The organism is Enterobacter cloacae complex sp. S2, from assembly GCF_015159675.1.
In the GTDB taxonomy this organism is placed as follows: domain Bacteria; phylum Pseudomonadota; class Gammaproteobacteria; order Enterobacterales; family Enterobacteriaceae; genus Enterobacter; species Enterobacter intestinihominis.
The window spans coordinates 344275-368745 of sequence record NZ_JADDTS010000002.1 but is presented as its reverse complement, the minus strand read 5'-3'; the positions used below and the strand labels follow the sequence as shown (position 1 = coordinate 368745).

Sequence of the window (24471 nt, the reverse complement as noted above, 5' to 3'; positions counted from 1 at the left end):
GGCGTGTATGGACAAAACAGCAGCGCTCGCCAACGACATCCTGCTCGGGATCGGTGGGGAAAAAAATATTCAGCGTCTTGAGAACTGTATGACGCGTGTTCGCGTCGAGGTGCATAACGACGAACAGCTTGATTTGACGCGCCTTAAGCAGCTTCCCGGCGTGAGCGGGTACGTTAAGCAGGGGCAACAGCACCAGTTGATTGTCGGTCCGGGCAAAGCGGCGCAGGTGGTAGATGCCATGCGCGCCCTGATGACGGGCGGTGAAACGGCTCCCGCCTTTGACGATGCGGAACGCACCAAAGCGCAGGCGAAAGCCAAATACAAAGCCCCTATGAGCGATGCGCTGCGCCAACTGGCTAACGTCTTTATTCCGCTGATCCCGGCGTTTATCGCGTCGGGGCTGATCACCGGGATTATCAATATTCTTAAGCGTCCGGATATTGTCGGGGATTTTGCCACGCAGTATCCGAACCTGCTGGGTATTCTGGCGATTTTCGGCAGCGCGGTGTTTGCCATCATGAACATTCTGGTGGGGGTGAACACGGCCAAAGTGTTTGGCGGCTCGCTGGCGATGGGCGGCGTTATGGCGGGTATTCTCTCCAGCCCGCAGCTGGCGCAGATTACGCTGTTTGGCGAGGCGCTTCAGCCTGGCCGCGGCGGGGTGATTGCCGTGCTGCTGGTGGTCATTCTGATGTGCTGGATCGAGAAAAAGCTGCGCGCGGTGCTGCCAGGCTCGATTGAGCTGATCCTCAACCCGCTGCTGACCACATTGATTACCGGGAGCGTGGCGATTGTGGCGCTGCAACCGTTAGGCGGCGCCATCTCTGAAGCCATCGCCCACGGCGCGTCTCTGGCTATCGATCGCGGTGGGTTATTGGTGGGGGCTGTGCTGTCCGGAACCTTCCTGCCGTTAGTGCTGACCGGTCTGCATCAGGGGCTAGTGCCGATTCACGTCGAACTGGTACAGGCGCACGGCTATAACGCCCTGCTGCCGATCCTGTCGATGGCGGGCGTTGGGCAGGTCGGCGCGGCCATCGCGGTGCTGATGAAAACCCGCAACGCACGTCTGAAAAAGGTCATTAAAGGGGCGTTGCCGGTCGGGTTGCTCGGTATCGGCGAGCCGCTGATTTTCGGCGTTACGCTGCCGCTGGGCAAGCCGTTCCTGGCCGCCTGTCTCGGTGGCGCGGTGGGCGGGGCGTTGATTAGCTACTGGAAAGTGGCGACCGTTATCACCTTCGGGATTTCCGGTTTACCGCTGGCATTAACCATCGTGACCGGAAAAGTGATGCTCTATCTGTTAGGCTATCTGGTAGCGGTGATCGCCGGGTTCCTGTTTACCTGGCTATTAGGATTCAACGACCCAGAGGAGTAAGGTTTGGCAAATCACGAGCGTCGCGTTGTCTTTTTTGATCTGGATGGAACGCTGCATCAGCAGGATATGTTCGGCACCTTTATGCGCTATCTGCTGCGGCGCCAGCCCCTTAACGCGTTGCTGGTATTGCCCCTGTTACCCGTTATTGGCATCGCGCTACTGGTGAAAGGCCGTTCAGCGCGCTGGCCGATGAGCCTGCTGCTCTGGGGATGTACGTTTGGTCATAGCGAAGCGCGTCTTAAGCAGCTTGAACAGGATTTTGCCCACTGGTTTCGCGGGCACGTCGCCGCGTTTCCCGTGGTCCAGGCGCGCCTGACCAGCTATCTCGACGCCAACGATGCCGATATCTGGCTGATTACCGGCTCCCCGCAGACGCTGGTGGAGCAGGTCTATTATGATACGCCCTGGCTGCCGCGCGTAAACCTTATCGCCACGCAGATCGCGCGCGGCTACGGCGGCTGGGTGCTCACCCTGCGTTGCCTCGGACATGAAAAAGTGGTGCAGCTGGAGAAACGCATCGGTACGCCGCTGCGTCTGTACAGCGGCTACAGCGACAGCAAGCAGGACAACCCGCTGCTCTATTTTTGCCAGCACCGCTGGCGCGTCACGCCTCTGGGCGAACTTCAGCAACTCGAATAGTCTTATCTGTACCGGCTGTGTATAATGCCGCCCGCTTTTCGACTGGAGTATCAGCCCTTGTCCAACCCTGAACACAATCATGAATACTGGATGCGCCACGCGCTGGCGCTGGCTCAGCGCGCCTGGGAAGAGGGCGAAGTTCCCGTGGGCGCGGTGCTGGTCCATAACAATCAGGTAATTGGTGAAGGGTGGAACCGTCCGATTGGCCGTCACGATCCTACCGCGCATGCTGAAATTATGGCGCTGCGTCAGGGCGGACTGGTGCTGCAAAACTATCGTCTGCTTGATACCACCCTGTACGTCACCCTTGAACCGTGCGTGATGTGCTCCGGGGCGATGGTGCACAGCCGAATCGGTACGCTGGTGTTTGGTGCGCGGGATGAAAAAACGGGCGCTGCTGGTTCACTGATGGACGTGCTTGGGCATCCGGGGATGAACCACCAGGTGAAAACTATCGGCGGGGTACTTGCACCAGAATGTTCGGGTCTGTTAAGTGACTTTTTTCGAATGCGTCGGCAGCAGAAAAAGCAACAAAAGGCAGAATTGAAACCGCAGGGTGATTAAGCTCGTCCGGTGCGACCACCGGATAGCTTTCAGCCAGCTGTTGCGCCTCGGCCGCCTCTTTTTCTTTCTCCAGCAGATATCCCACCAGGCTTATCTGATACTTACGAATATTTTCCACGTAGGCATACGCTTCATGCCCGCGCGCATAGCCGTACGTCAGCTTCTGGTACCACTGTTTCTGGCTAAGCAGCGGCAGGCGCTGTTTTACATCTGACCAGCTGTCCGGGTTACCTTTGGTTTTTGCCGTCAGCGTCCGCGCGTCGAGCATATGGGCATAACCCATGTTATAGGCGGCCAGCGCAAACCAGATCCGCTCCCCTTCAGGGACCGTCTCCGGCACTTTCGCCATCATATCCTGTAAATATTGCGCGCCGCCGCTGATGCTCTGTTCCGCATCGGTTCGATCGCTAATGCCGAGGCTCTGCGCGGTATTTTTGGTCAGCATCATCAACCCGCGAACGCCCGTGGGGGAGGTGGCCTGAGCATCCCAGTGCGATTCCTGGTAGGAAATTGCCGCCAGTAACTTCCAGTCAATCTCCTGAGCGTACTTCTCGAACAGCGGTTGCAGGTCCGGCAGCACGCTATCCACCGCGCGCAGGAAGGAGCGGGTGTCAACGTAATCAAAATCGTCACCGTGACCGAGATATTTCTCTTCCAGACGCGCCAGGGTGCCGTCTTCATTGATGGAATTAAAGAAATCGAGCATAGCCGCAGAGACGGTTTGATCGTCGTCTAACTGGGTAAACCAGGTTACCGGCTGTTCATCGGTCACATCCAGCGCCACGGCGATTTCAGGATGAACGCGCTGGAAAAGGCTGATCGCCACCGAATCAGCAATGGTATAGGCCAGCTTTTTATCTTTTACCTGCTCCAGCAATTCGGTAGTGCCGAGTTTAGGATCGACCGTCCAGCTGAGGTTCGGGTATTTGTTCTCTTTCAACGCCCGCAGATCGTCAATCACCACATGGCCTGGCGCGATGGTCAATTGCTGGTCGGTAATGTCGGCCAGTGAGCGCGGGCGCAAGCTACCCACACGATAAACCACCTGCTGCGACACGGAGTAATAGGTCGGGCCCGGCTGATAGTTTTTGCTGCGTTCGCTGTTGTACACCAGACCTGCGGCGAGAATATCGGCACGGTCATGGTCTAAATCATCAAACAGCTGGTTGATGTTCTGCCGCACGGTGACTTTCAGCTTCACGCCCAGATAGTCCGCAAACAACTGTGCCAGTTCGTAATCAAGACCAATGGTTTTACCGTTGATATCGTCGTATATAAGCGGAGAGGAGAGGGTACTGACGCGCAACTCCCCCCGCTCCTGAATGGCGGCGATACGGTTTTCGGCCTTGCCGAACCAGGGGATAGACGGCCAGAGGGCCACTGCCAGCAGCAACGTAACAATGCCGATGAGCAGATAATTAATCTTTAATTTTTTCAATTAGTTAATTCTCTGCGACGCCGGTTGCCTCAGTGTGCTGTAGTCATGTTAAGAGTAGAGTTTGCCATTGATTGAGCGGCATTTTGCGCAAAGTAGCGCCAGTTGGCAACCAATTAGAGAGACAGGTCACATCTATTGTTAAACAAAAAGGATGATTTTATTTCGACGCAAACGGTTTCGTCAGCGCTCAGGATTCTCTATAATGACGCCCGTTTTCCCCCCTTGCGCACACTGTAAGCGCCCCGGCGCTTCGAAGACGAGAGACTTATGATGGAAATTCTGCGTGGTTCGCCTGCACTGTCTGCCTTCCGTATTAATAAACTGCTGGCACGTTTTCAGGCGGCCGACCTTCCGGTAAGCAATATTTACGCTGAGTATGTCCATTTTGCTGACCTGAATGCCCCCCTGAATGCAGAGGAGCGCGTACAGCTGGAACGTCTGCTTAAATATGGCCCAAGCCTGAGCAGCCATACGCCGACCGGCAAATTAATCCTCGCCACGCCACGTCCTGGCACCATCTCCCCCTGGTCTTCCAAAGCCACCGACATCGCTCACAACTGCGGCCTGAGCCAGATTAACCGTCTGGAGCGCGGCGTGGCGTACTATGTGGAAGCGTCAACCCTGAGCGACGCGCAGTGGCAGGCCGTGACAGCGGAGCTGCACGACCGCATGATGGAGAGCGTGTTTGACTCTCTGGATGATGCGCAGAAACTGTTCTCCCACCATCAGCCTGCGCCGGTACAGAGCGTGGATCTGCTGGGGCAGGGGCGTCAGGCGCTGATCGACGCAAACCTGCGTCTTGGTCTGGCGCTCGCAGAAGATGAAATCGACTACCTTCAGGATGCATTCGTTAAGCTGAATCGCAACCCGAACGACATCGAACTGTATATGTTCGCGCAGGCCAACTCCGAGCACTGCCGCCACAAAATTTTCAACGCCGACTGGATTATCGACGGCGAACAGCAGCCGAAGTCGCTGTTCAAAATGATCAAAAACACCATGGAGCAAACCCCTGACCACGTGCTGTCTGCCTATAAAGACAACGCCGCGGTGATGGAAGGTTCCGAGGTGGGCCGCTTCTTCGCCGACCGCGAAGCAGGGCGCTATGACTTCCACCAGGAGCCTGCGCATATCCTGATGAAAGTGGAAACCCACAACCACCCGACGGCCATCTCTCCGTGGCCGGGTGCGGCGACCGGCTCCGGCGGTGAAATCCGTGACGAAGGTGCGACCGGTCGCGGCGCGAAACCAAAAGCGGGTCTGGTCGGTTTCTCCGTTTCCAACCTGCGTATCCCGGGCTTTGAACAGCCGTGGGAAGAAGATTTCGGCAAGCCAGAGCGCATTGTGACCGCGCTGGATATCATGACCGAAGGCCCGCTGGGCGGCGCGGCGTTCAACAATGAATTTGGTCGTCCGGCGCTGAACGGTTACTTCCGTACCTACGAAGAGAAAGTGGACAGCCACAACGGCGAAGAGCTGCGCGGCTACCACAAACCCATCATGCTGGCGGGCGGGATCGGCAACATTCGCGCCGATCACGTGCAAAAAGGTGAGATCGTCGTGGGCGCGAAGCTGATCGTGCTCGGCGGCCCGGCAATGAACATTGGTCTGGGCGGTGGTGCAGCCTCGTCTATGGCTTCCGGCCAGTCTGATGCGGATCTCGACTTCGCGTCCGTGCAGCGCGACAACCCGGAAATGGAGCGCCGCTGTCAGGAAGTGATCGACCGCTGCTGGCAGCTCGGCGATGCCAACCCGATTCTGTTCATCCACGACGTGGGCGCGGGTGGGCTCTCTAACGCCATGCCTGAGCTGGTGAGCGACGGCGGTCGCGGCGGGCGCTTCAACCTGCGCGATATCCTGAGCGATGAGCCAGGCATGAGCCCGCTGGAAATCTGGTGTAACGAATCCCAGGAACGCTACGTGCTGGCGGTTGCTGCCGATCAGCTGCCGCTGTTTGACGAGCTGTGCCGCCGCGAGCGCGCGCCGTATGCCGTCATCGGTGAAGCTACCGAAGAGCAGCACCTGACTCTCAGTGATACCCATTTCGACAACCAGCCGATCGATCTGCCGCTCGACGTGCTTCTCGGCAAAACGCCGAAGATGACCCGCGACGTTACAACCCGCAAAGCGGCGGGTAAAGCGCTGGATCGTCAGGGCATTATTGTGGCGGAAGCGGTTAACCGCGTGCTGCACCTGCCTGCGGTGGCGGAGAAAACCTTCCTGGTCACCATCGGCGACCGTACCGTGACCGGTATGGTGTCACGCGATCAGATGGTCGGCCCGTGGCAGATCCCGGTCGCTAACTGCGCCGTGACCACCGCGAGCCTCGACAGCTACTACGGCGAAGCGATGGCGCTGGGTGAACGCACCCCGGTGGCTCTGCTGGACTTCGCCGCTTCTGCCCGTCTGGCGGTCGGTGAAGCGCTGACCAATATCGCCGCGACGCAGATTGGCGACATCAAACGCATCAAACTTTCCGCGAACTGGATGGCCGCTGCCGGTCACCCTGGCGAAGACGCGGGCCTGTACGAAGCGGTAAAAGCGGTGGGTGAAGAGCTGTGTCCTGCGCTCGGCCTGACCATTCCGGTGGGTAAAGACTCCATGTCGATGAAAACCCGCTGGCATGAAGGCAGCGAGCAGCGCGAGATGACTTCGCCTCTGTCGCTGGTGATCACCGCGTTTGCGCGCGTGGAAGACGTGCGTCATACCGTTACGCCGCAGCTTTCCACTGAAGATAACGCCCTGCTGCTGATTGACCTCGGCAAAGGCCATAACGCGCTGGGTGCCACCGCGCTGGCACAGGTTTACCGCCAGCTCGGCGAAAAGCCAGCCGACGTGCGGGACGTCGCACAGTTGAAAGGCTTCTACGACGCAATTCAGGCGCTGGTGGCGCAGCGTAAGCTGCTTGCCTACCATGATCGTTCCGATGGCGGCCTGCTGGTGACGCTGGCAGAGATGGCCTTCACCGGCCACTGCGGCGTTGAAGCAAGCATTGCAACGCTTGGCGAAGACCGCCTGGCGGCGCTGTTTAACGAAGAGCTTGGCGCGGTCATTCAGGTACGCGCCGCAGATCGCGACGCGGTGGAAGCGATTCTGGCGCAGCACGGTCTGGCAGACTGCGTGCACTATCTCGGTAAAGCGGTGCAGGGCGACCGTTTCGTGATTGAAGCCGACGGCCACCCGGTGTTCAGCGAAAGCCGCACCACGTTGCGTATGTGGTGGGCGGAAACCACCTGGCAGATGCAGCGCCTGCGTGACAACCCGGAATGTGCCGATCAGGAGCATAACGCGAAGGCGAACGACAACGATCCTGGCCTGAACGTGAAGCTCACCTTCGACATCAACGAAGACATTGCCGCGCCGTTCATTGCGACCGGTGCGCGTCCGAAAGTGGCCGTGCTGCGCGAGCAGGGCGTTAACTCCCACGTTGAGATGGCAGCGGCCTTCCACCGGGCGGGCTTTGACGCCATCGACGTCCACATGAGCGACCTGCTGGCAGGGCGTACCGGGCTGGATGATTTCCAGGCACTGGTCGCCTGCGGGGGGTTCTCCTACGGTGACGTGCTGGGCGCGGGCGAAGGCTGGGCGAAGTCCATCCTGTTCAACAGCCGCGTACGTGACGAGTTTGAAACCTTCTTCCACCGTCCGCAGACGCTGGCGCTGGGGGTGTGTAACGGCTGCCAGATGATGTCTAACCTGCGCGAGCTGATCCCGGGCAGCGAAGCCTGGCCGCGCTTTGTGCGTAACCAGTCTGACCGCTTTGAAGCGCGCTTCAGCCTGGTAGAAGTAACCCAAAGCCCGTCTCTGCTGTTGCAGGGGATGGTCGGTTCGCAGATGCCAATCGCGGTTTCGCACGGTGAAGGTCAGGTTGAAGTCCGTGATGCGGCGCACCTGGCTCAGCTTGAAAGCAAAGGACTGGTGGCGCTGCGCTTTGTTGATAACTTTGGCAAGGTCACCGAAACCTATCCGGCTAACCCGAACGGTTCGGCAAATGGCATTACCGCGGTCACCAGCGAAAGCGGTCGGGTGACGATTATGATGCCGCACCCGGAGCGTGTCTTCCGTACCGTGAGCAACTCCTGGCACCCGGAAAACTGGGGCGAGGACAGCCCGTGGATGCGCATTTTCCGCAACGCACGTAAACAACTAGGTTAAGTTTCTACGCCCTGACTGTAGGCCCGGTAAGCGCTAGCGCCACCGGGCTTTTTTGTCTCTGTCGCAAAATCGCGACAACTCTCTGGTCTGAGTGTCTCCAAAAGGAGACATTTAACCTGTTGATTTATATGCGGCAGGACAGGTTCCCGTTAAGGTGTTGCTTAATAGCGACACTTAGCCTGGAAATCATTCACGTAACAATCAATACGTTTTGATAATAAAAATATTACTAATCATAAGGATAGCATTAATTTTTGCAATCTGGCACGCGTGTTGCATAATAGTAACCAGTGGCTCATTCACCTTCTTATGTCAGCCCCTTCGGGACGTGCTACATAAACTTCGAATGACGCACAAAAAGGTGCCTGCCGTCCAACTACTGATTATTGCAATGCTTTATCAGGCCAGGGCGAAACGTCGAGTTAGGCACCGCCTTATTCCATGACAAAGCCGGGTTTTTACCCGGCTTTGTTGTATCTGAAGGGCAGACTCAGTTACGCTCTCCTCAAAACCGGATGAAGAGAGTAATGTGTTGAAACGCTGGCCCGCTTTCCCTCGCTCCCTGCGACAGCTCGTTATGATGGCCTTCCTGCTGATCCTGCTACCTTTGCTGGTTCTGGCCTGGCAGGCCTGGCAAAGCCTGAACGCGTTAAGTGCTCAGGCGGCCCTGACTAACCGCACCACGCTTATTGATGCTCGCCGTAGCGAGGCGATGACCAACGCCGCGCTTGAGATGGAGCGTAGCTATCGCCAGTACTGCGTGCTGGACGATCGCACGCTGGAGAGGGTCTATCAGAACCAGCGTAAACGCTACAGCGAAATGCTGGACGCCCACGCCGGGGTGCTGCCAGATGACAAACTCTATCAGGCGCTGCGTCAGGATCTGAACGATCTGGCGCAGCTCCAGTGCAAAAACAGCGGTCCTGATGCCGCCGCCGCCGCCCGACTTGAAGCCTTCGCGAACGCCAATACGGAGATGGTTCAGTCCACCCGTACGGTTATCTTTTCCCGTGGTCAGCAGCTTCAGCAGGAGATTGCCGAGCGCGGCCAGTTCTTCGGCTGGCAGGCGCTGGTGCTGTTCCTCGTCAGCCTGGGGCTGGTGCTGCTCTTTACCCGCATGATCATCGGCCCCGTGAAGGGGATCCAGCGGATGATTAACCGCCTGGGGGAGGGTAAATCTCTCGGGGATACGGTCGTTTTTAAAGGCCCGCGCGAGCTGCGCTCGGTCGGTCAACGCATCATCTGGCTTTCAGAGCGCCTGGCGTGGCTGGAATCGCAGCGCCACCAGTTCCTGCGCCATATATCACACGAACTCAAAACGCCGCTGGCCAGCATGCGTGAAGGTACGGAACTGCTGGCCGACGAAGTGGCGGGGCCGTTAACCCTTGAGCAAAAAGAGATCGTGGCGATTCTGGATGCCAGCAGCCGCAATTTACAAAAGCTTATTGAACAACTGCTGGACTATAACCGTAAGCTGGCGGATGGTGCTGTGGTGCTTGAAAGCGTTGAGATTGAACCGCTGGTGGACATGGTGATCTCCGCCCATAGCCTGCCAGCAAGAGCTAAAATGATGCATACCCAGGTGGAACTCAACGCGCCAGCCTGTCTTGCAGAACCGATGCTGTTAATGAGCGTACTGGATAATCTTTATTCCAATGCGGTGCACTATGGTACTGAATCCGGTACCATTTATATCAGAAGCAATAACAACGGTTCGCGGGTATTTATTGACGTAGCGAATACCGGAAGCCCGATTCCGGATGATGAAAAAACGATGATCTTTGAACCCTTCTTCCAGGGGAGTCATCAGCGAAAAGGTGCGGTAAAAGGAAGTGGTCTGGGGCTGAGTATTGCCCGCGACTGCATACGACGCATGCAGGGTGAGCTTAACATCGTGAGTGATGAACGCGCCGATGTCTGTTTTCGTATCGAACTGCCTCTTGAGCCGGAAAAATCAATGAAATGAATAACAACCTGGTGAGTATGTCACACGTCTTTTACCGCGCACTGCGCGCGGTGTTTTCCAGCAAAAATGTGCGCCTCAGCCTGCCCTGCTTACTGCTGGCAGGCTGTGTAACCCATGCACCGAAAAGTGCAATTAGCCACAAACAGGAAGATAAATGGCCGCAAAAACAGCTGGCTGATTTCCTTTCGACACGTTGCGATGATATCTGGAGCCTGTCGGGGCGTGATGTTGAATCCAATCCGCTGTTCTGGCTGCGCGGAATAGACTGCGCCCAGCGGCTGGCGCCCGCCGAGGCCCGTGCCCAGGCGGCGATGCTGGTGGACGATACCTGGCAGGACGCATTTAAACGCGGGATCGTGATGGCGGATGCCAGAATCACGCCTGTCGAACGCCGCGCCAACGTGACGCGGCTGGATACTTACGTGATCAATATTCCCCCGCAGGTGCGCCCGGTCTATCAGCTCTGGCGGGACGGACAAACCCTGCAATTACAGCTGTCTGAAGAGCGTTTCCGCTACAGCAAATTGCAGCAGTCAAGCGACAGCGAGCTTGATGCGCTTCGCCAGCAGCAGGAGTCGCTGCGCGAGCAGCTGGAAACCACCACCCGCAAGCTCGAAAATCTGACCGATATCGAAAGACAGCTCTCGACGCGTAAGCCGGCAGGCAGCTATCTGCCTGATGGGTCGAAAGGCAACTCTGCCACGACGCCAGACAGTGAGACGCCGAAACAAGAGGATGTGAAGCCATGACAAGCCGTAAACCTGCCCATCTGTTACTGGTGGATGACGATCCCGGGCTGTTAAAGCTGCTGGGGATGCGTCTGGTCAGCGAAGGCTACAGCGTGGTCACCGCTGAAAGCGGGCAGGAGGGGCTGAAAGTGCTCAGCCGTGAGAAAATCGATCTGGTGATCAGCGATTTGCGCATGGATGAAATGGATGGCCTGCAACTGTTCACGGAGATCCAGAAGCAGCAGCCCGGGATGCCGGTGATTATCCTCACCGCTCACGGATCTATTCCTGATGCGGTGGCAGCGACGCAGCAGGGGGTATTCAGCTTCCTCACCAAACCGGTGGATAAAGACGCCCTCTATAAAGCGATCGACAGCGCCCTTGAGCACGCGGCGCCATCCGGCGACGACGCCTGGCGTGAATCCATCGTGACGCGTAGCCCTGTAATGCTGCGCCTGCTGGAACAGGCGCGGATGGTGGCGCAATCCGACGTTAGCGTGCTGATCAACGGCCAGAGCGGGACCGGGAAGGAGATCCTCGCCCAGGCGATCCACAACGCCAGCCCGCGCAGTAAAAATGCTTTTATTGCCATTAACTGTGGCGCGTTGCCGGAACAGCTGCTCGAATCAGAGCTCTTCGGCCATGCCCGCGGCGCCTTTACCGGCGCGGTGAGCAGCCGTGAAGGGCTGTTCCAGGCGGCTGAGGGGGGCACGCTGTTCCTTGATGAAATTGGCGATATGCCCGCGCCGCTGCAGGTCAAATTGCTGCGCGTGTTGCAGGAGCGGAAAGTGCGTCCGCTTGGCAGCAACCGCGATATCGATATCAACGTGCGTATTATTTCCGCCACCCACCGTGATTTACCCAAGGTGATGGCGCGCAACGAGTTCCGCGAAGATCTCTACTATCGACTGAATGTCGTCAACCTGAAAATCCCGGCGCTGGCCGAGCGTGCGGAAGATATCCCGCTGCTGGCAAATCACCTTTTGCGCCAGGCCGCTGACCGCCACAAACCATTTGTGCGCGCGTTCTCCACCGATGCGATGAAACGCCTGATGACCGCAAGCTGGCCGGGTAACGTACGCCAGCTGGTGAACGTGATTGAGCAGTGCGTGGCGCTGACGTCATCGCCGGTGATCAGCGATGCGCTGGTGGAGCAGGCGCTCGAGGGGGAAAACACGGCCTTACCGACGTTTGCGGAAGCGCGAAATCAGTTCGAGCTGAACTATCTGCGCAAGCTGCTGCAAATCACCAAAGGCAACGTGACCCACGCGGCGCGCATGGCCGGGCGTAACCGTACCGAGTTCTATAAATTGCTCTCACGCCACGAGCTGGAAGCGAACGATTTTAAAGAGTAATACCGCAAAATTCGCCTAAATATGATACTGTGAGCAACCGATTACGAGGCTGCTTACTGGCAAGAGTTTAAGGACCCACCATGAAAAAAATTGATGCGATTATTAAACCTTTCAAACTGGATGATGTACGTGAAGCGCTGGCAGAAGTAGGCATCACCGGGATGACCGTAACTGAAGTGAAAGGTTTTGGTCGTCAGAAGGGCCACACCGAGCTTTACCGTGGCGCAGAGTACATGGTGGACTTTCTGCCGAAAGTGAAAATCGAGATCGTGGTGAGCGATGATATCGTCGATACCTGTGTGGATACCATCATCCGCACGGCGCAGACCGGTAAAATTGGCGACGGGAAAATCTTCGTCTTTGACGTGGCGCGCGTGATCCGTATCCGTACCGGCGAAGAAGACGACGCGGCGATTTAACATTCTTGCCGGGTGGCGCTGCGCTTACCCGGCCTACAGAACCCTTCGCAGGTCCGTGCAAGCGCAGCGCCGCCGGGCGATTACAGCACTTTATGCGGGCCGAAACATTCGTAATGAATGTTGTCTTTGTTCACGCCCAGGTCTACCAGCTGCTTCGCGGCATACTGCATAAACGCTACCGGCCCACACACGTAGAACTGCATCCCCGGTGCGCTAAACGCCCCTTCGTGCTGCCCTAAATTCATCAGGCCTTCGCTGTCAAAACGTGCCGCTGCGCGGTCAGCTTCCGTGGGTAAACGATACCAGGTATGCGCGGTAAAGTGTGGCAGACCCGCTCCGAGCGCTTTCACTTCATCTGCAAAGGCGTGCACATCACCGTTTTCGGCCGCGTGGAACCAGTTAACCTGCGCGCTGTGGTTTGATTTTGCCAGCGTATCCAGCATCGCCAGCATTGGGGTTTGACCAACACCTGCGGAAATCAGCGTCACCGGGGTACCCGATTCCACCGCCATAAAGAAATCACCCGCTGGCGCGGCCAGATGAACGATATCACCCACGCTGGCGACGTTATGCAGCCAGCTGGATACCTGACCGCCTTCCTCACGTTTAACCGCAATGCGATAGCCTTTGCCGTCTGGCTTGCGGGTCAGGGAGTACTGGCGAATCTCCTGGTGCGGGAAGCCTTCAGGCTTCAGCCAGACGCCCAGATACTGCCCCGGCTGGTAATCGGCAACTGGCTGGCCGTCTACCGGCTCAAACTCAAAGCTGGTGATCAGTGCGCTGCGCGGGGTTTTCTCAACGATGCGGAAAGCACGCGTGCCTTCCCAGCCGCCATTCTTGCTGGCGTTTTCGCTGTAGATCTGCGCTTCACGGTTGATGAACACGTTTGCCAGCACGCCGTATGCCTTACCCCAGGCATCCAGCACTTCCTGGCCCGGGCTGAACATTTCGTCCAGGGTTGCCAGCAGGTGACTGCCCACGATGTTGTACTGCTCAGGTTTGATCTGGAAGCTGGTGTGCTTCTGCGCGATTTTTTCCACCGCAGGCAGCAGAGCCGGCAGGTTTTCGATGTTGCTGGCATAGGCGGCAATAGCGTTAAACAGCGCTTCGCGCTGATCGCCGTTACGCTGGTTGCTCATGTTGAAAATCTCTTTGAGCTCCGGGTTATGCGCGAACATGCGATCGTAGAAATGAGCGGTCAGTTTAGGACCCGTTTCAACCAGCAGGGGGATTGTGGCTTTCACGGTAGCGATGGTTTGGGCGTCGAGCATAGCAGCTTCCTTCTGATGTTACTTTAATGATGTATTTTATATGCATCTTATAAAAATACCCCTGCAATGTAAATGGTTCTTTGCATCGTGAAAAATATGCATCACAAAGCTGAAAAGAAATCCGTTGAAAATGGCGAGAGCTTTATTGCTCAAACCCTTGCGTGGCGTGGAGGTAAACGTTTGCGTAAAATCGTTTGTCAAGACCTGTTATCGCAGAACTATTCAGTTATACTGTTGCCCGTCGTCCAACAGGACTGCCTTTTCAGGCCAAAAATTTACTTGTTAGCTGAGTCAGGAGATGCGGATGTTAAAGCGTGAAATGAACATTGCCGATTATGATGCCGAACTGTGGCAGGCTATGGAGCAGGAAAAAGTACGTCAGGAAGAGCACATCGAACTGATCGCCTCCGAAAACTACACCAGCCCGCGCGTGATGCAGGCGCAGGGTTCTCAGCTGACCAACAAATATGCTGAAGGTTATCCGGGCAAGCGCTACTACGGCGGTTGCGAATACGTTGATATCGTTGAGCAGCTGGCGATTGACCGTGCGAAAGAACTCTTTGGCGCTGACTATGCGAACGTCCAGCCGCACTCTGGCTCTCAGGCTAACTTCGCTGTTTACACCGCGCTGTTGCAGCCGGGCGATACCGTTCTGGGTATGAACCTGGCGCAGGGCGGCCACCTGACTCACGGCTCTCCGGTTAACTTCTCTGGCAAACTGTACAACATCATCCCTTACGGTATTGATGAGTCCGGTAAAATTGACTACGAAGACATGGCGAAGCAGGCCAAAGAGCACAAGCCGAAGATGATCATCGGTGGCTTCTCTGCTTACTCCGGCATCGTTGACTGGGCAAAAATGCGTGAAATCGCTGACAGCATCGGCGCGTACCTGTTCGTCGACATGGCGCACGTTGCCGGTCTGATTGCCGCTGGCGTTTACCCGAACCCGGTTCCACATGCGCACGTTGTGACCACCACCACCCACAAAACCCTGGCGGGTCCACGCGGTGGCCTGATCCTGGCGAAAGGCGGTGACGAAGAGCTGTACAAAAAGCTGAACTCCGCCGTGTTCCCAAGCGCCCAGGGCGGCCCGCTGATGCACGTTATCGCCGCGAAAGCCGTCGCGCTGAAAGAAGCGATGGAGCCAGAGTTCAAGGTTTATCAGCAGCAGGTTGCTAAAAACGCCAAAGCGATGGTGGAAGTGTTCCTGAACCGTGGTTACAAAGTGGTGTCCGGCGGGACTGAAAACCACCTGTTCCTGCTGGATCTTGTCGACAAGAACCTGACCGGTAAAGAAGCTGACGCAGCCCTCGGCCGCGCCAACATCACCGTGAACAAAAACAGCGTGCCAAACGATCCGAAGAGCCCGTTCGTGACTTCCGGTATCCGTATCGGTTCTCCGGCCGTAACTCGCCGTGGCTTTAAAGAAGCGGAAGTGAAAGAGCTGGCGGGCTGGATGTGTGACGTTCTGGACAACATCAATGACGACGCGGTTATCGAGCGCGTTAAAGGTAAAGTTCTGGACATCTGCGCACGCTTCCCGGTGTACGCATAATTCTCTGCGTTTCAGAACTGAAAAAGGCCGCTCATGCGGCCTTTTTTTATGGGCTAACGTCGGTCGAGGGAGATGGCCCCCGGCCCGGTTATCGCCAGCAAAATAAAGGCGCCAGCGATACTCACATTTTTATAGAAGTTAATCATATTTGGCAGGACCGCATCGCCCGTCATTTCCCAGTAGTGGTGTCCAATCACCGCCGTTCCCAGCGTATAGAAGACAAAGATCACCGCGAGGGGGCGGGTAAAAAAGCCCAGAACGATCAGAATCGCGGCGGGGATTTCCATTACCACCGCAATAATCGCGGCCAGCATGGGCATGGGGGCGCCGAGCGACGTCATGTACTGAACGGTGCCGCTAAACCCCGTCAGCTTGGGATAACCGAAAATAATAAACAGGACCACGATAGCAATGCGGGCAATTAAAAGCAGGAGAGAACGAGAGGATCCGAAATCGAAATAACGTAAGCTGTTCATGGCAAACGACCTCTTCAGGCGATGTCTTATAAACGTAATACAGTTTTACCGCTCTCGCCATACGCTGTACGGCTGGTGATGATGTTAATTTTTAGTTAATTTATAGCGCGCTAACGACTTGCTAAAGTCAGGGATTAACGCCAGACTATCGCCTCCATTTCGGGAGGGATTCATGGTCTTGCATTCCACGCGCTGGCTGGCGCTCAGCTATTTCACCTATTTCTTTAGTTACGGTATTTTTTTGCCTTTCTGGAGCGTCTGGCTCAAGGGAATTGGTCTGACGCCTGAGACCATCGGCATCCTGCTGGGCGCGGGGCTGGTGGCACGTTTCCTGGGTAGCCTGCTGATAGCGCCTCGCGTCAGCGATCCCTCTCTGTTGATTAAAGCCGTGCGTATTCTGGCCCTGCTGACGCTGGTCTTTGCGGCCTGCTTCTGGGTCAGCCACCAGTTTGCCTGGCTGATGGTGGTGATGGTTGGCTTTAATCTGTTCTTCTCCCCGCTGGTGCCGCTGACGGATGCCCTGGCGAACACCTGGCAAAAGCAGATCACCATGGACTATGGCCGCGTGCGCCTGTGGGGATCGATTGCCTTCGTGATCGGCTCTGCGCTGGTCGGGAAACTGGTCAGCCTCTATGACTATCGCGCCATTCTGGCGCTGTTAACGCTCGGCATCGCCTCGATGCTGCTCGGTATGTTGCTGCGTCCGTCGGTGATGCCGCAGGGCGAAAGCCGCCATCAGGAGAGCGCTGGCTGGCCCGCCTGGCGCTCGCTGGTGGCGCAAAGCTGGCGTTTCCTGGCCTGCGTCTGTCTGCTTCAGGGGGCGCATGCGGCCTATTACGGCTTCAGCGCCATCTACTGGCAGGGGGCGGGCTACTCGGCTTCTGCGGTAGGCTACCTGTGGTCGCTCGGCGTGGTAGCGGAGGTCATTATCTTCGCGCTGAGCCAAAAACTGTTCCGTCGTTTCGGGGCGCGTGACCTGCTGCTGCTTTCCGCCGTTTGCGGCGTAGCGCGCTGGGGCATCATGGGCTGGACGACGGATCTGCCGTGGCTGATTGTGGCGCAAATTCTGCACTGCGGAACCTTCACCGTCTGCCATCTGGCGGCGATGCGCTACATCGCGGCGCGAGAGGGTGGGGACGTTATCCGTCTTCAGGCGGTCTATTCAGCGGTGGCGATGGGCGGCAGTATTGCGGTGATGACCGTATTTGCCGGTTTCCTCTATCAGCACCTGGGGCACAGTGTGTTCTGGGTGATGGCGCTGGTCGCTTTACCGGCCATTGTCATCCGCCCTAAAGTCGCTGCTCGCACGTAACTAGGATTCGAGCATAACGCGAATATGTTCCTGCTGCTGCGTGTTCAGGGCCTCAACGGCATGAATGAGCGGCGGCGAGAACAGCGGCAGGGCGGTTGGATAAGGCGTAATGACCAGCGCCGCCTCGCGGGGGGCGCCCTCTTTCTTAAACGCCTCCAGGCTAAGATAACGAATATTGAGCGGCAGCAGCGTCAGCTCGCGAAGCTGCTGCTCAATTAACTCCTCGCAGGCTTTATCTTCCCCCGTTAACAGGACCACCTGTTTTTCATGAAGATCGGTTTCCTGCATCAGCCAGGCACCAAAAATCACCGCCACCAGAGCCATCTCTTCACCGGAGAATCGCAGGCCAAATTCGGCTTCCAGCTCAAACAGCGCCTCTTTAGTGGTGCGCAGCAGCCGGGGGTATAGACGGTGGATCTCTTCCGGCAGACTGTTGTCGATGCCGATGTCAAATAAGGAGCGGTCTAGCGCCTGAGCCAGATGAATATACAGCTGATCGGTCAGCCCTTGCTCATCGCTGAAGTTCATCCCGGTTTGCGCCCGGAAACGGGCAATCATACGCACGATGGCCCGACGCAGGCGCTGATCCTGCTGGTGTTTATCCAGTACCGGGTCGGGTGTGCGGAGCATCATAAACAGCAGCGCCAGGAACAGCTGTTCATCACGGTGCGTTCCCTGCGGGACGCGCCGTTTCCAGTGACGGACAATTTCCTGCGCCGTAAAGTATTCCCCTCTCGATTGCGTCCAGCTGCGCTGAACGGTTGAAAACTCCGGCGTATTGCCCAGATGATGCTGAATAAGACAATATTGCAGATAAAGCTGTAAAAACTGTACGTCGCGGGACTCAAACTGGCGCTGAAGCTTGCGCGCGCAAAAGTTGATAAGCGCCCGAAGGTTCGCATCGTCATAAAGCGGGCGGGCAATGCCGTGCTGTTTGAGCGCGGTTTTTAAGGCAGGGGTAAACTGTTGGGCGACAAAATGTGGACACAGCCGAAGCGCCCTGCGCAGCCAGTGCAGCAGGCACAAACGCTGATTCAGGGCGGAGCCCTCAATACGGTAGCAACCGTCATGGTGCGTGACGATATCAAGCCGATGATAGCGCTGGATTTCATCGCGCGTCTCGGCTATATCTTGCCGTGCCAGGACGTCGTCCACGCCGTTGGCAGCGATTATGCTCTGTGCGGTGACGGCAGCATCGGGCAGGTAAAGCATCAAAAGCACCTGGCAACGGCGCTGCGAACTGGAAAGCACAGATGGAATTTCAAGCGTCGTCATCATCTGTCGGGTATCCAGTGTGAATGTTTGATAAGAATAGCTAAAGGATGGGCGCTGAAAAGCGCGCCGGCAGGCCTTTCATTCAGGATTGCTGGCGAACATCACAGAATTTTTGACGTGAGGAATTGATGCAAACAGTTAAACAAAGCGTGACAGCGTTATTTTTGGCGGTTATCACCTCCGCCGCCAGCGCACATCCTCACAGCTTTATCAGCCTGAAAACCGAACTGGTGACGGACGGCACACAGCTCAGCGGCCTGAAGATGCGCTGGACGATGGATGAAATCACCTCCGCCGACCTGCTGTACGATGCCGGAAACGCAAAGCCCGGCGACGAGATCTGGAAAAAGCTGGCGGCGGAAGTCATGGCCAACGTGCTGGGTCAGCACTACTTCACCGAGTTCTGGCACAACGGACAAAAGGTGAAATTTCTTAACCGTCCCACGGAGTACGGTATGACCCGCGACGGCCATCAGGCGGTGCTGACGTTTATCCTTCCGCTGGCGCACCCTCAGCCGCTGGCCGGGCAGAAGTACAGGTTTTCCACGTTTGACCCAACCTACTATGTCGATATGCATTACGCCCAGGACAGCGACGTACAGTTGCCAGAAATATTGCAAAAAAGCTGCAAAATTGCCGTGCACACGCCGACGCCCAGTGAAGAGACGCTGAACTTTGCCGTTTCCCTTGATAAAGAAGATGCGCCTCCAGAAGACATGGAATTAGGAAAACAGTTTGCGCAGGAGGTGACGTTACAATGTCAGTGATCTCCTCCCCCGTCAGTAAGCCGCGTCGCTGGCTGCACCTCTGGCCTCTGGCGCTCTTTTTGCTGTTAGCGTCTGGCGGCGCGCTCTGGCTGTGGCAGGCATGGCCGCAGGTGATGATGAAAAGTATCCTCTGGCAGCGGGAAGTTAATCAGCAGATGAGCGGGCTGCTGAAAGCCGTGGCGGAAAATCCGTCCAAAGCGGGCGGCTCTCTTCTGGCGTTCAGCTTTATCTATGGCGTGCTGCATGCCCTGGGGCCGGGGCACGGCAAAATCGTCATCACGACCTGGCTTGCCACCCATCCGTCGAAGCTGAAATCGAGTATCGGCCTGACGCTGGCTTCCTCTTTACTTCAGGGCGGTGTGGCAATTGCGCTGGTCGTGGTCGTCCTTTCGCTGCTACAGCTCCCGGCCCGCCAGCTGCATATGAGCAGCTTCTGGCTGGAGAAGGGAAGTTACGCGCTGGTAGGCGTGCTGGGGCTGATTCTCTGCTGGCGGGCGCTGAAAAAATTGCGCGCGTTGCTGCAAAAACCAAAATTCAAAATCTTTGCGCCGCATCACGTTCACCATGAAAACTGCGGGTGCGGGCATCAGCATCTGCCGACGCAGGAACAATTACAGAATGGTGACGACTGGCGTGCGCGCCTGATGATTGTTCTCTCAATGGGGATGCGTCCGTGCTCGGGCGCAATCATGGTGCTGTTGTTCAGCAAAGTGATAGGTGTATTTGGCTGGGGCATGATCTCGGCGCTGGCGATGGCGGCGGGAACATCTCTGACTATCTCTTCGTTAGCCTTGCTGGTGCACAGCTTCCGTCAGCTGGCGGTAAAACTCAGCGGCAATAAAACGCCGGTATTGTGGCGACAGGTTGGCTGGACGACGCTTGCGCTGGCGGGCGGGGTGATTCTGCTGGTGGCTGCGGTCACGATGTGGATAAGTGCGGTGCCGGTGGGAAGGGGGTTGCGGCCTTTTTAGCCATACCTGAGGGGTTTGTAGGCCCGGTAAGCGTAGCGCCACCGGGCTTAACAGACTGGATTAACGCTTCAGCGCATCGCTCAGTTCTTCACGCATGTTTGCCAGCATGGCTTTAACAACGCGCGGGTTACCTGCAACGATGTTGCCGGTAGACATATAGTTATGGCCGCCGGTGAAGTCACAAACAATCGCGCCAGCTTCACGTGCGATCAGCTCGCCCGCCGCGAAGTCCCACGGCTTCAGTGACAGCTCAAAGTAACCGTCAACGCGGCCGGTCGCCACGTAGGCCAGATCCAGTGCAGCAGAGCCGGTGCGACGGAAGTCCGCGCATTCGGTGAACAGTTTGCCGAGGATATTCATATAAGTGGTTGCGTGCTGCTTCGCCTTGAACGGGAAGCCGGTCGCCAGAATCGTGCCGTCCAGATCGCGTGCATTGCTGCAGCGCAGACGGTAGCCGTTCAGCTGCGCGCCCTGACCGCGGGTCGCGGTGAACAGTTCGTTACGCATTGGATCGTAAACAACGGCGACTTCAGTACGGCCTTTGATGCGTACTGCGATAGACACAGAGAAGTGTGGCAGGCGCTTAACGAAGTTGGTGGTGCCATCCAGTGGATCGATAACCCATTGAACATCCTGATCGGTACCTTCATGTTCACCGCTTTCTTCGGTGATGATGGTGTGCTGCGGGTAAGATTTGCGGATCGTTTCGATAATAATCGCTTCGGCGGCTTTATCGACGTTAGTCACGAAATCATTGCTGCCTTTCTGGCTGGTTTCTACGGAGTCTGGGGTTTCGTAGTGTTTGGCAATTACATTACCCGCCTTGCGCGCTGCGCGCACGGCGATGGTCAGCATCGGATGCATCGGTCTCTCTCACTGGATGTTAAAGAACAGGAAAATCGGCGCAGAGTATAGCAGCGGGATCGGATTATGTCTCTCGTTTATGATAATATGCCCGAATATTCTTCAGACACTGAATCCAGACATCTAAAAATTATGCTGCAAAACATTCGAATCGTGCTGGTCGAAACATCGCACACCGGCAACATGGGCTCTGTGGCCCGCGCTATGAAAACCATGGGCTTAACGAACCTGTGGCTGGTTAATCCGCTGGTGAAACCAGACTCTCAGGCTATTGCGCTGGCGGCCGGCGCCAGCGACGTGATCGGGAATGCACAGATTGTGGACACCCTGGACGAAGCCCTGGCCGGTTGCAGTCTGGTGGTGGGGACCAGCGCGCGCTCCCGTACGCTGCCCTGGCCGATGCTGGACCCGCGCGAATGCGGCCTGAAAAGTATCTCAGAAGCGGAACAGGCGCCGGTTGCGCTGGTGTTTGGTCGTGAACGCGTTGGCCTGACCAACGAGGAATTACAGAAATGCCACTACCACGTGGCGATTGCCGCAAACCCGGAATACAGCTCGCTGAACCTGGCGATGGCGGTGCAGGTGATTGCCTACGAAGTGCGCATGGCATGGCTGGCGACGCAGGAGAAACCGGTCGAACCTAAAGAAGAGACGGCCTACCCGCTGGTGGACGATCTGGAGCGCTTCTACGGCCACCTGGAGCAGACGCTGCTCTCGACCGGCTTTATCCGTGAAGGCCATCCAGGGCAGGTGATGAACAAGCTGCGCCGTATGTTCACCCGGGCGCGCCCGGAAAGCCAGGAGCTGAACATCCTGCGCGGGATCCTGGCGTCTATTGAGCAGAAGAATAAAGAGTAGTGCCGTGTGTTCGCCGGGTGGCGCTTCGCTTACCCGGCCTACAAAGCCCGTAGGCCCGTGCAAGCGCAGCGCCGCCGGGCAAAAAATACGGCACAGAAGGTTAAATACCTGACTAAAACAGTCAAGTAAATAGTTGACCAATTTAGTCAGGAATGTCAGACTTGGCCCTGCTATGCAATACCCCCATTTTACAATAAAAAACCCCGGGCAGGGGCGAGTTTGAGGTTAAGTAAGACATGAGACTGACATCTAAAGGGCGTTATGCCGTGACCGCGATGCTGGACGTTGCGCTCAACTCCGAAGCGGGCCCGGTTCCGTTGGCTGATATTTCTGAACGACAGGGGATCTCCCTCTCTTATCTGGAACAGCTGTTCTCCAGACTGCGTAAAAATGGACTGGTGTCCAGCGTTCGTGGCCCGGGCGGCGGTTATCTGCTGGGTAAAGACGCGGGCAGTATTGCGGTTGGCGAAGTGATTAGCGCAGTTGACGAATCCGTAGATGCGACCCGTTGCCAGGGCAAAGGCGGCTGCCAGGGCGGCGATAAATGCCTGACCCACGCGCTGTGGCGCGATCTGAGCGACCGTCTGACCGGCTTCCTGAATAACATCACCCTGGGTGAGCTGGTTAATAACCAGGAAGTTCTGGATGTTTCTGGTCGTCAGCACAGTCAGGATTCACAACGCAGCACCCGCACGCAGGACGCCATCGACGTTAAACTGCGCGCGTAATTAAAAAGATAAGTATTCAGAATCAGGCCGGGGTGGTCACACCCCGCGTACTCGGTCGTACATCCAGCCGGTTGCCTGATTCCTTGCATTGAAGCGATGTACGGAGTTTATAGAGCAATGAAATTACCGATTTATCTCGACTACTCCGCAACCACGCCGGTGGACCCGCGTGTTGCCGAGAAAATGATGCAGTGTCTGACCCTGGACGGAAACTTTGGTAACCCAGCTTCCCGTTCACACCGTTTTGGCTGGCATGCTGAAGAGGCGGTTGATATCGCCCGTAATCAGATTGCTGACCTGGTCGGTGCCGACCCGCGTGAAATTGTTTTCACCTCCGGTGCGACCGAATCCGACAACCTGGCGATCAAAGGTGCAGCCAACTTTTATCAGAAAAAAGGCAAGCACATCATCACCAGCAAAACCGAACACAAAGCCGTGCTGGACACCTGCCGTCAGCTGGAGCGTGAAGGGTTCGAAGTGACTTACCTGGCGCCGCAGAGCAACGGGATCATCGACCTGAAAGAGCTCGAAGCGGCGATGCGTGATGACACCATTCTGGTTTCCATCATGCACGTTAACAACGAAATCGGTGTTGTGCAGGACATCGCCACCATCGGCGAAATGTGCCGTGCGCGCGGCATCATCTACCACGTGGATGCGACCCAGAGCGTGGGCAAACTGCCTATCGACCTGAGCCAGCTGAAAGTGGACCTGATGTCCTTCTCCGGTCACAAAATCTATGGCCCGAAAGGCATCGGCGCGCTGTACGTTCGTCGTAAGCCACGTATCCGCATCGAAGCACAGATGCACGGCGGCGGTCACGAGCGCGGCATGCGTTCCGGTACTTTGCCTGTTCACCAGATAGTGGGCATGGGCGAAGCGTATCGCATCGCGAAAGAAGAGATGGAAAGCGAGATGGCACGCCTGCGTACGCTGCGTAACCGTCTTTGGGACGGCGTGAAGGATATGGAAGAAGTCTATCTGAACGGCGATCTCGAGCAGGGCGCGCCGAACATCCTCAACGTCAGCTTCAACTATGTTGAAGGCGAGTCGCTGATCATGGCGCTGAAAGACCTGGCCGTTTCTTCCGGTTCTGCCTGTACGTCTGCAAGCCTGGAGCCATCCTACGTGCTGCGTGCGCTGGGCATGACTGACGAGCTGGCACACAGCTCTATCCGTTTCTCTTTAGGTCGTTTCACTACCGAAGAAGAGATTGACTACACCATCAAACTGGTTCGTAACTCCATCGGCCGTCTGCGCGACCTTTCTCCACTGTGGGAAATGTTCAAGCAGGGCGTGGATCTGAACAGCATTGAATGGTCACATCACTAATCGGTACATAAGGAGAATTCAATCATGGCATACAGCGAAAAAGTTATCGATCATTACGAGAACCCGCGCAACGTTGGCTCTTTTGACAACAGCGACGAATCTGTCGGTAGCGGTATGGTTGGCGCGCCAGCGTGTGGCGACGTGATGAAGTTGCAGATTAAAGTCAACAATGAAGGTATCATTGAAGACGCGCGCTTCAAGACCTACGGCTGCGGTTCTGCTATCGCCTCCAGCTCCCTGGTCACCGAGTGGGTGAAGGGCAAGTCTCTGGACGAAGCACAGGCAATCAAAAACACGGACATTGCTGAAGAACTCGAACTGCCGCCGGTGAAAATTCACTGTTCAATTCTGGCAGAAGACGCGATCAAAGCCGCCATTGCGGATTACAAAAGCAAACGTGAAGCAAAATAATTGAGGTTTGAG

General features: G+C 56.6%; 21 protein-coding genes. 16 read left to right on the top strand and 5 right to left on the bottom strand.

What is annotated here, in order from left to right:
- Positions 1-7: 7 nt before the first annotated feature.
- From IPZ49_RS02325 to tadA, 3 genes are read left to right on the top strand one after another with little or no spacing between them, the layout of a single operon-like run.
- On the top strand, positions 8-1372 hold the full coding sequence (locus tag IPZ49_RS02325; RefSeq protein WP_046618955.1) for a PTS transporter subunit EIIC: 1365 nt from the start codon (positions 8-10) through the stop codon (positions 1370-1372).
- A gap of 3 nt (positions 1373-1375) precedes the next feature.
- A complete protein-coding gene (gene yfhb, locus IPZ49_RS02320) occupies positions 1376-2011 on the top strand; it encodes a phosphatidylglycerophosphatase C (RefSeq protein ID WP_022649033.1) in 636 nt (211 codons plus the stop codon).
- Positions 2012-2035: 24 nt separating this feature from the next.
- On the top strand, positions 2036-2575 hold the full coding sequence (tadA, locus tag IPZ49_RS02315; RefSeq protein WP_022651606.1) for a tRNA adenosine(34) deaminase TadA: 540 nt from the start codon (positions 2036-2038) through the stop codon (positions 2573-2575).
- On the opposite strand, the gene mltF is transcribed toward tadA, so the two are convergent.
- On the bottom strand, positions 2463-4013 hold the full coding sequence (mltF, locus tag IPZ49_RS02310) for a membrane-bound lytic murein transglycosylase MltF (RefSeq protein WP_023306718.1): 1551 nt from the start codon (positions 4011-4013) through the stop codon (positions 2463-2465). The two genes, tadA and mltF, sit on opposite strands and share 113 nt — an antisense overlap.
- A 267-nt stretch (positions 4014-4280) precedes the next feature.
- Here mltF and purL point away from each other — a divergent pair, with 267 nt between their 5' ends.
- The 5 genes from purL to glnB all read left to right on the top strand — a co-directional run bounded on the left by purL (position 4281) and on the right by glnB (position 12636).
- A complete protein-coding gene (purL, locus tag IPZ49_RS02305) occupies positions 4281-8168 on the top strand; it encodes a phosphoribosylformylglycinamidine synthase (protein WP_063146778.1) in 3888 nt (1295 codons plus the stop codon).
- A gap of 532 nt (positions 8169-8700) precedes the next feature.
- Complete coding sequence (gene qseE / locus IPZ49_RS02300) at positions 8701-10134, top strand: two component system sensor histidine kinase QseE/GlrK (protein WP_113788122.1); 1434 nt, start codon at positions 8701-8703, stop codon at positions 10132-10134.
- A complete protein-coding gene (gene qseG / locus IPZ49_RS02295) occupies positions 10131-10883 on the top strand; it encodes a two-component system QseEF-associated lipoprotein QseG (protein ID WP_032623754.1) in 753 nt (250 codons plus the stop codon). Before qseE ends, qseG begins: the two co-directional genes overlap by 4 nt.
- On the top strand, positions 10880-12217 hold the full coding sequence (gene glrR, locus IPZ49_RS02290) for a two-component system response regulator GlrR (RefSeq protein ID WP_015572150.1): 1338 nt from the start codon (positions 10880-10882) through the stop codon (positions 12215-12217). The genes qseG and glrR overlap by 4 nt, the downstream gene beginning before the upstream one ends.
- An 80-nt stretch (positions 12218-12297) precedes the next feature.
- Positions 12298-12636, top strand: a complete 339-nt coding sequence (gene glnB, locus IPZ49_RS02285; protein ID WP_003860685.1) for a nitrogen regulatory protein P-II — start codon at positions 12298-12300, stop codon at positions 12634-12636.
- An 80-nt stretch (positions 12637-12716) separates the two neighbouring features.
- Here the strand turns inward: glnB and hmpA are convergent, their stop codons facing one another.
- Positions 12717-13907, bottom strand: coding sequence for an NO-inducible flavohemoprotein (hmpA, locus tag IPZ49_RS02280; RefSeq protein WP_032623756.1), 1191 nt, complete (start codon positions 13905-13907; stop codon positions 12717-12719).
- 304 nt (positions 13908-14211) lie between these two features.
- Here hmpA and glyA point away from each other — a divergent pair, with 304 nt between their 5' ends.
- On the top strand, positions 14212-15465 hold the full coding sequence (gene glyA, locus IPZ49_RS02275) for a serine hydroxymethyltransferase (protein WP_003860678.1): 1254 nt from the start codon (positions 14212-14214) through the stop codon (positions 15463-15465).
- A 53-nt stretch (positions 15466-15518) separates the two neighbouring features.
- Here the strand turns inward: glyA and IPZ49_RS02270 are convergent, their stop codons facing one another.
- On the bottom strand, positions 15519-15941 hold the full coding sequence (locus tag IPZ49_RS02270; RefSeq protein ID WP_022649025.1) for a DoxX family protein: 423 nt from the start codon (positions 15939-15941) through the stop codon (positions 15519-15521).
- A 172-nt stretch (positions 15942-16113) separates the two neighbouring features.
- Here IPZ49_RS02270 and IPZ49_RS02265 point away from each other — a divergent pair, with 172 nt between their 5' ends.
- Complete coding sequence (locus IPZ49_RS02265; protein WP_063146776.1) at positions 16114-17253, top strand: 3-phenylpropionate MFS transporter; 1140 nt, start codon at positions 16114-16116, stop codon at positions 17251-17253.
- Here the strand turns inward: IPZ49_RS02265 and csiE are convergent, their stop codons facing one another.
- Positions 17254-18531 carry a stationary phase inducible protein CsiE gene (gene csiE, locus IPZ49_RS02260; RefSeq protein ID WP_063146775.1) on the bottom strand — a complete coding sequence of 426 codons (1278 nt, stop codon included), beginning with the start codon at positions 18529-18531 and terminating at the stop codon, positions 17254-17256.
- Positions 18532-18656: 125 nt separating this feature from the next.
- On the opposite strand from csiE, the gene IPZ49_RS02255 reads away from it, so the two are divergent.
- Positions 18657-19295: a DUF1007 family protein gene (locus IPZ49_RS02255; RefSeq protein WP_022649022.1), complete on the top strand. Its 639-nt coding sequence runs from the start codon at positions 18657-18659 to the stop codon at positions 19293-19295.
- The gene (locus IPZ49_RS02250; RefSeq protein WP_063146774.1) at positions 19286-20266 is read left to right on the top strand and encodes a nickel/cobalt transporter; all 981 of its coding nucleotides are present in this window, start codon (positions 19286-19288) and stop codon (positions 20264-20266) included. Before IPZ49_RS02255 ends, IPZ49_RS02250 begins: the two co-directional genes overlap by 10 nt.
- A gap of 60 nt (positions 20267-20326) precedes the next feature.
- Here the strand turns inward: IPZ49_RS02250 and suhB are convergent, their stop codons facing one another.
- Positions 20327-21130, bottom strand: coding sequence for an inositol-1-monophosphatase (suhB, locus tag IPZ49_RS02245; RefSeq protein WP_022649020.1), 804 nt, complete (start codon positions 21128-21130; stop codon positions 20327-20329).
- A gap of 132 nt (positions 21131-21262) precedes the next feature.
- Between suhB and trmJ the strand changes: the two genes are divergently transcribed.
- The 4 genes from trmJ (at position 21263) to iscU (ending at position 24459) form a co-directional block, all read left to right on the top strand.
- Positions 21263-21988 carry a tRNA (cytosine(32)/uridine(32)-2'-O)-methyltransferase TrmJ gene (gene trmJ, locus IPZ49_RS02240; protein WP_015572157.1) on the top strand — a complete coding sequence of 242 codons (726 nt, stop codon included), beginning with the start codon at positions 21263-21265 and terminating at the stop codon, positions 21986-21988.
- 236 nt (positions 21989-22224) lie between these two features.
- Positions 22225-22716 carry a Fe-S cluster assembly transcriptional regulator IscR gene (gene iscR, locus IPZ49_RS02235; RefSeq protein WP_003860665.1) on the top strand — a complete coding sequence of 164 codons (492 nt, stop codon included), beginning with the start codon at positions 22225-22227 and terminating at the stop codon, positions 22714-22716.
- Positions 22717-22833: 117 nt separating this feature from the next.
- Positions 22834-24048: a cysteine desulfurase gene (gene iscS / locus IPZ49_RS02230; RefSeq protein ID WP_006176692.1), complete on the top strand. Its 1215-nt coding sequence runs from the start codon at positions 22834-22836 to the stop codon at positions 24046-24048.
- Between the two features lie 24 nt (positions 24049-24072).
- Positions 24073-24459 (top strand): Fe-S cluster assembly scaffold IscU, encoded by a 387-nt coding sequence (gene iscU, locus IPZ49_RS02225; RefSeq protein ID WP_003860661.1) that lies wholly within the window; start codon positions 24073-24075, stop codon positions 24457-24459.
- Positions 24460-24471 lie beyond the last annotated feature (12 nt).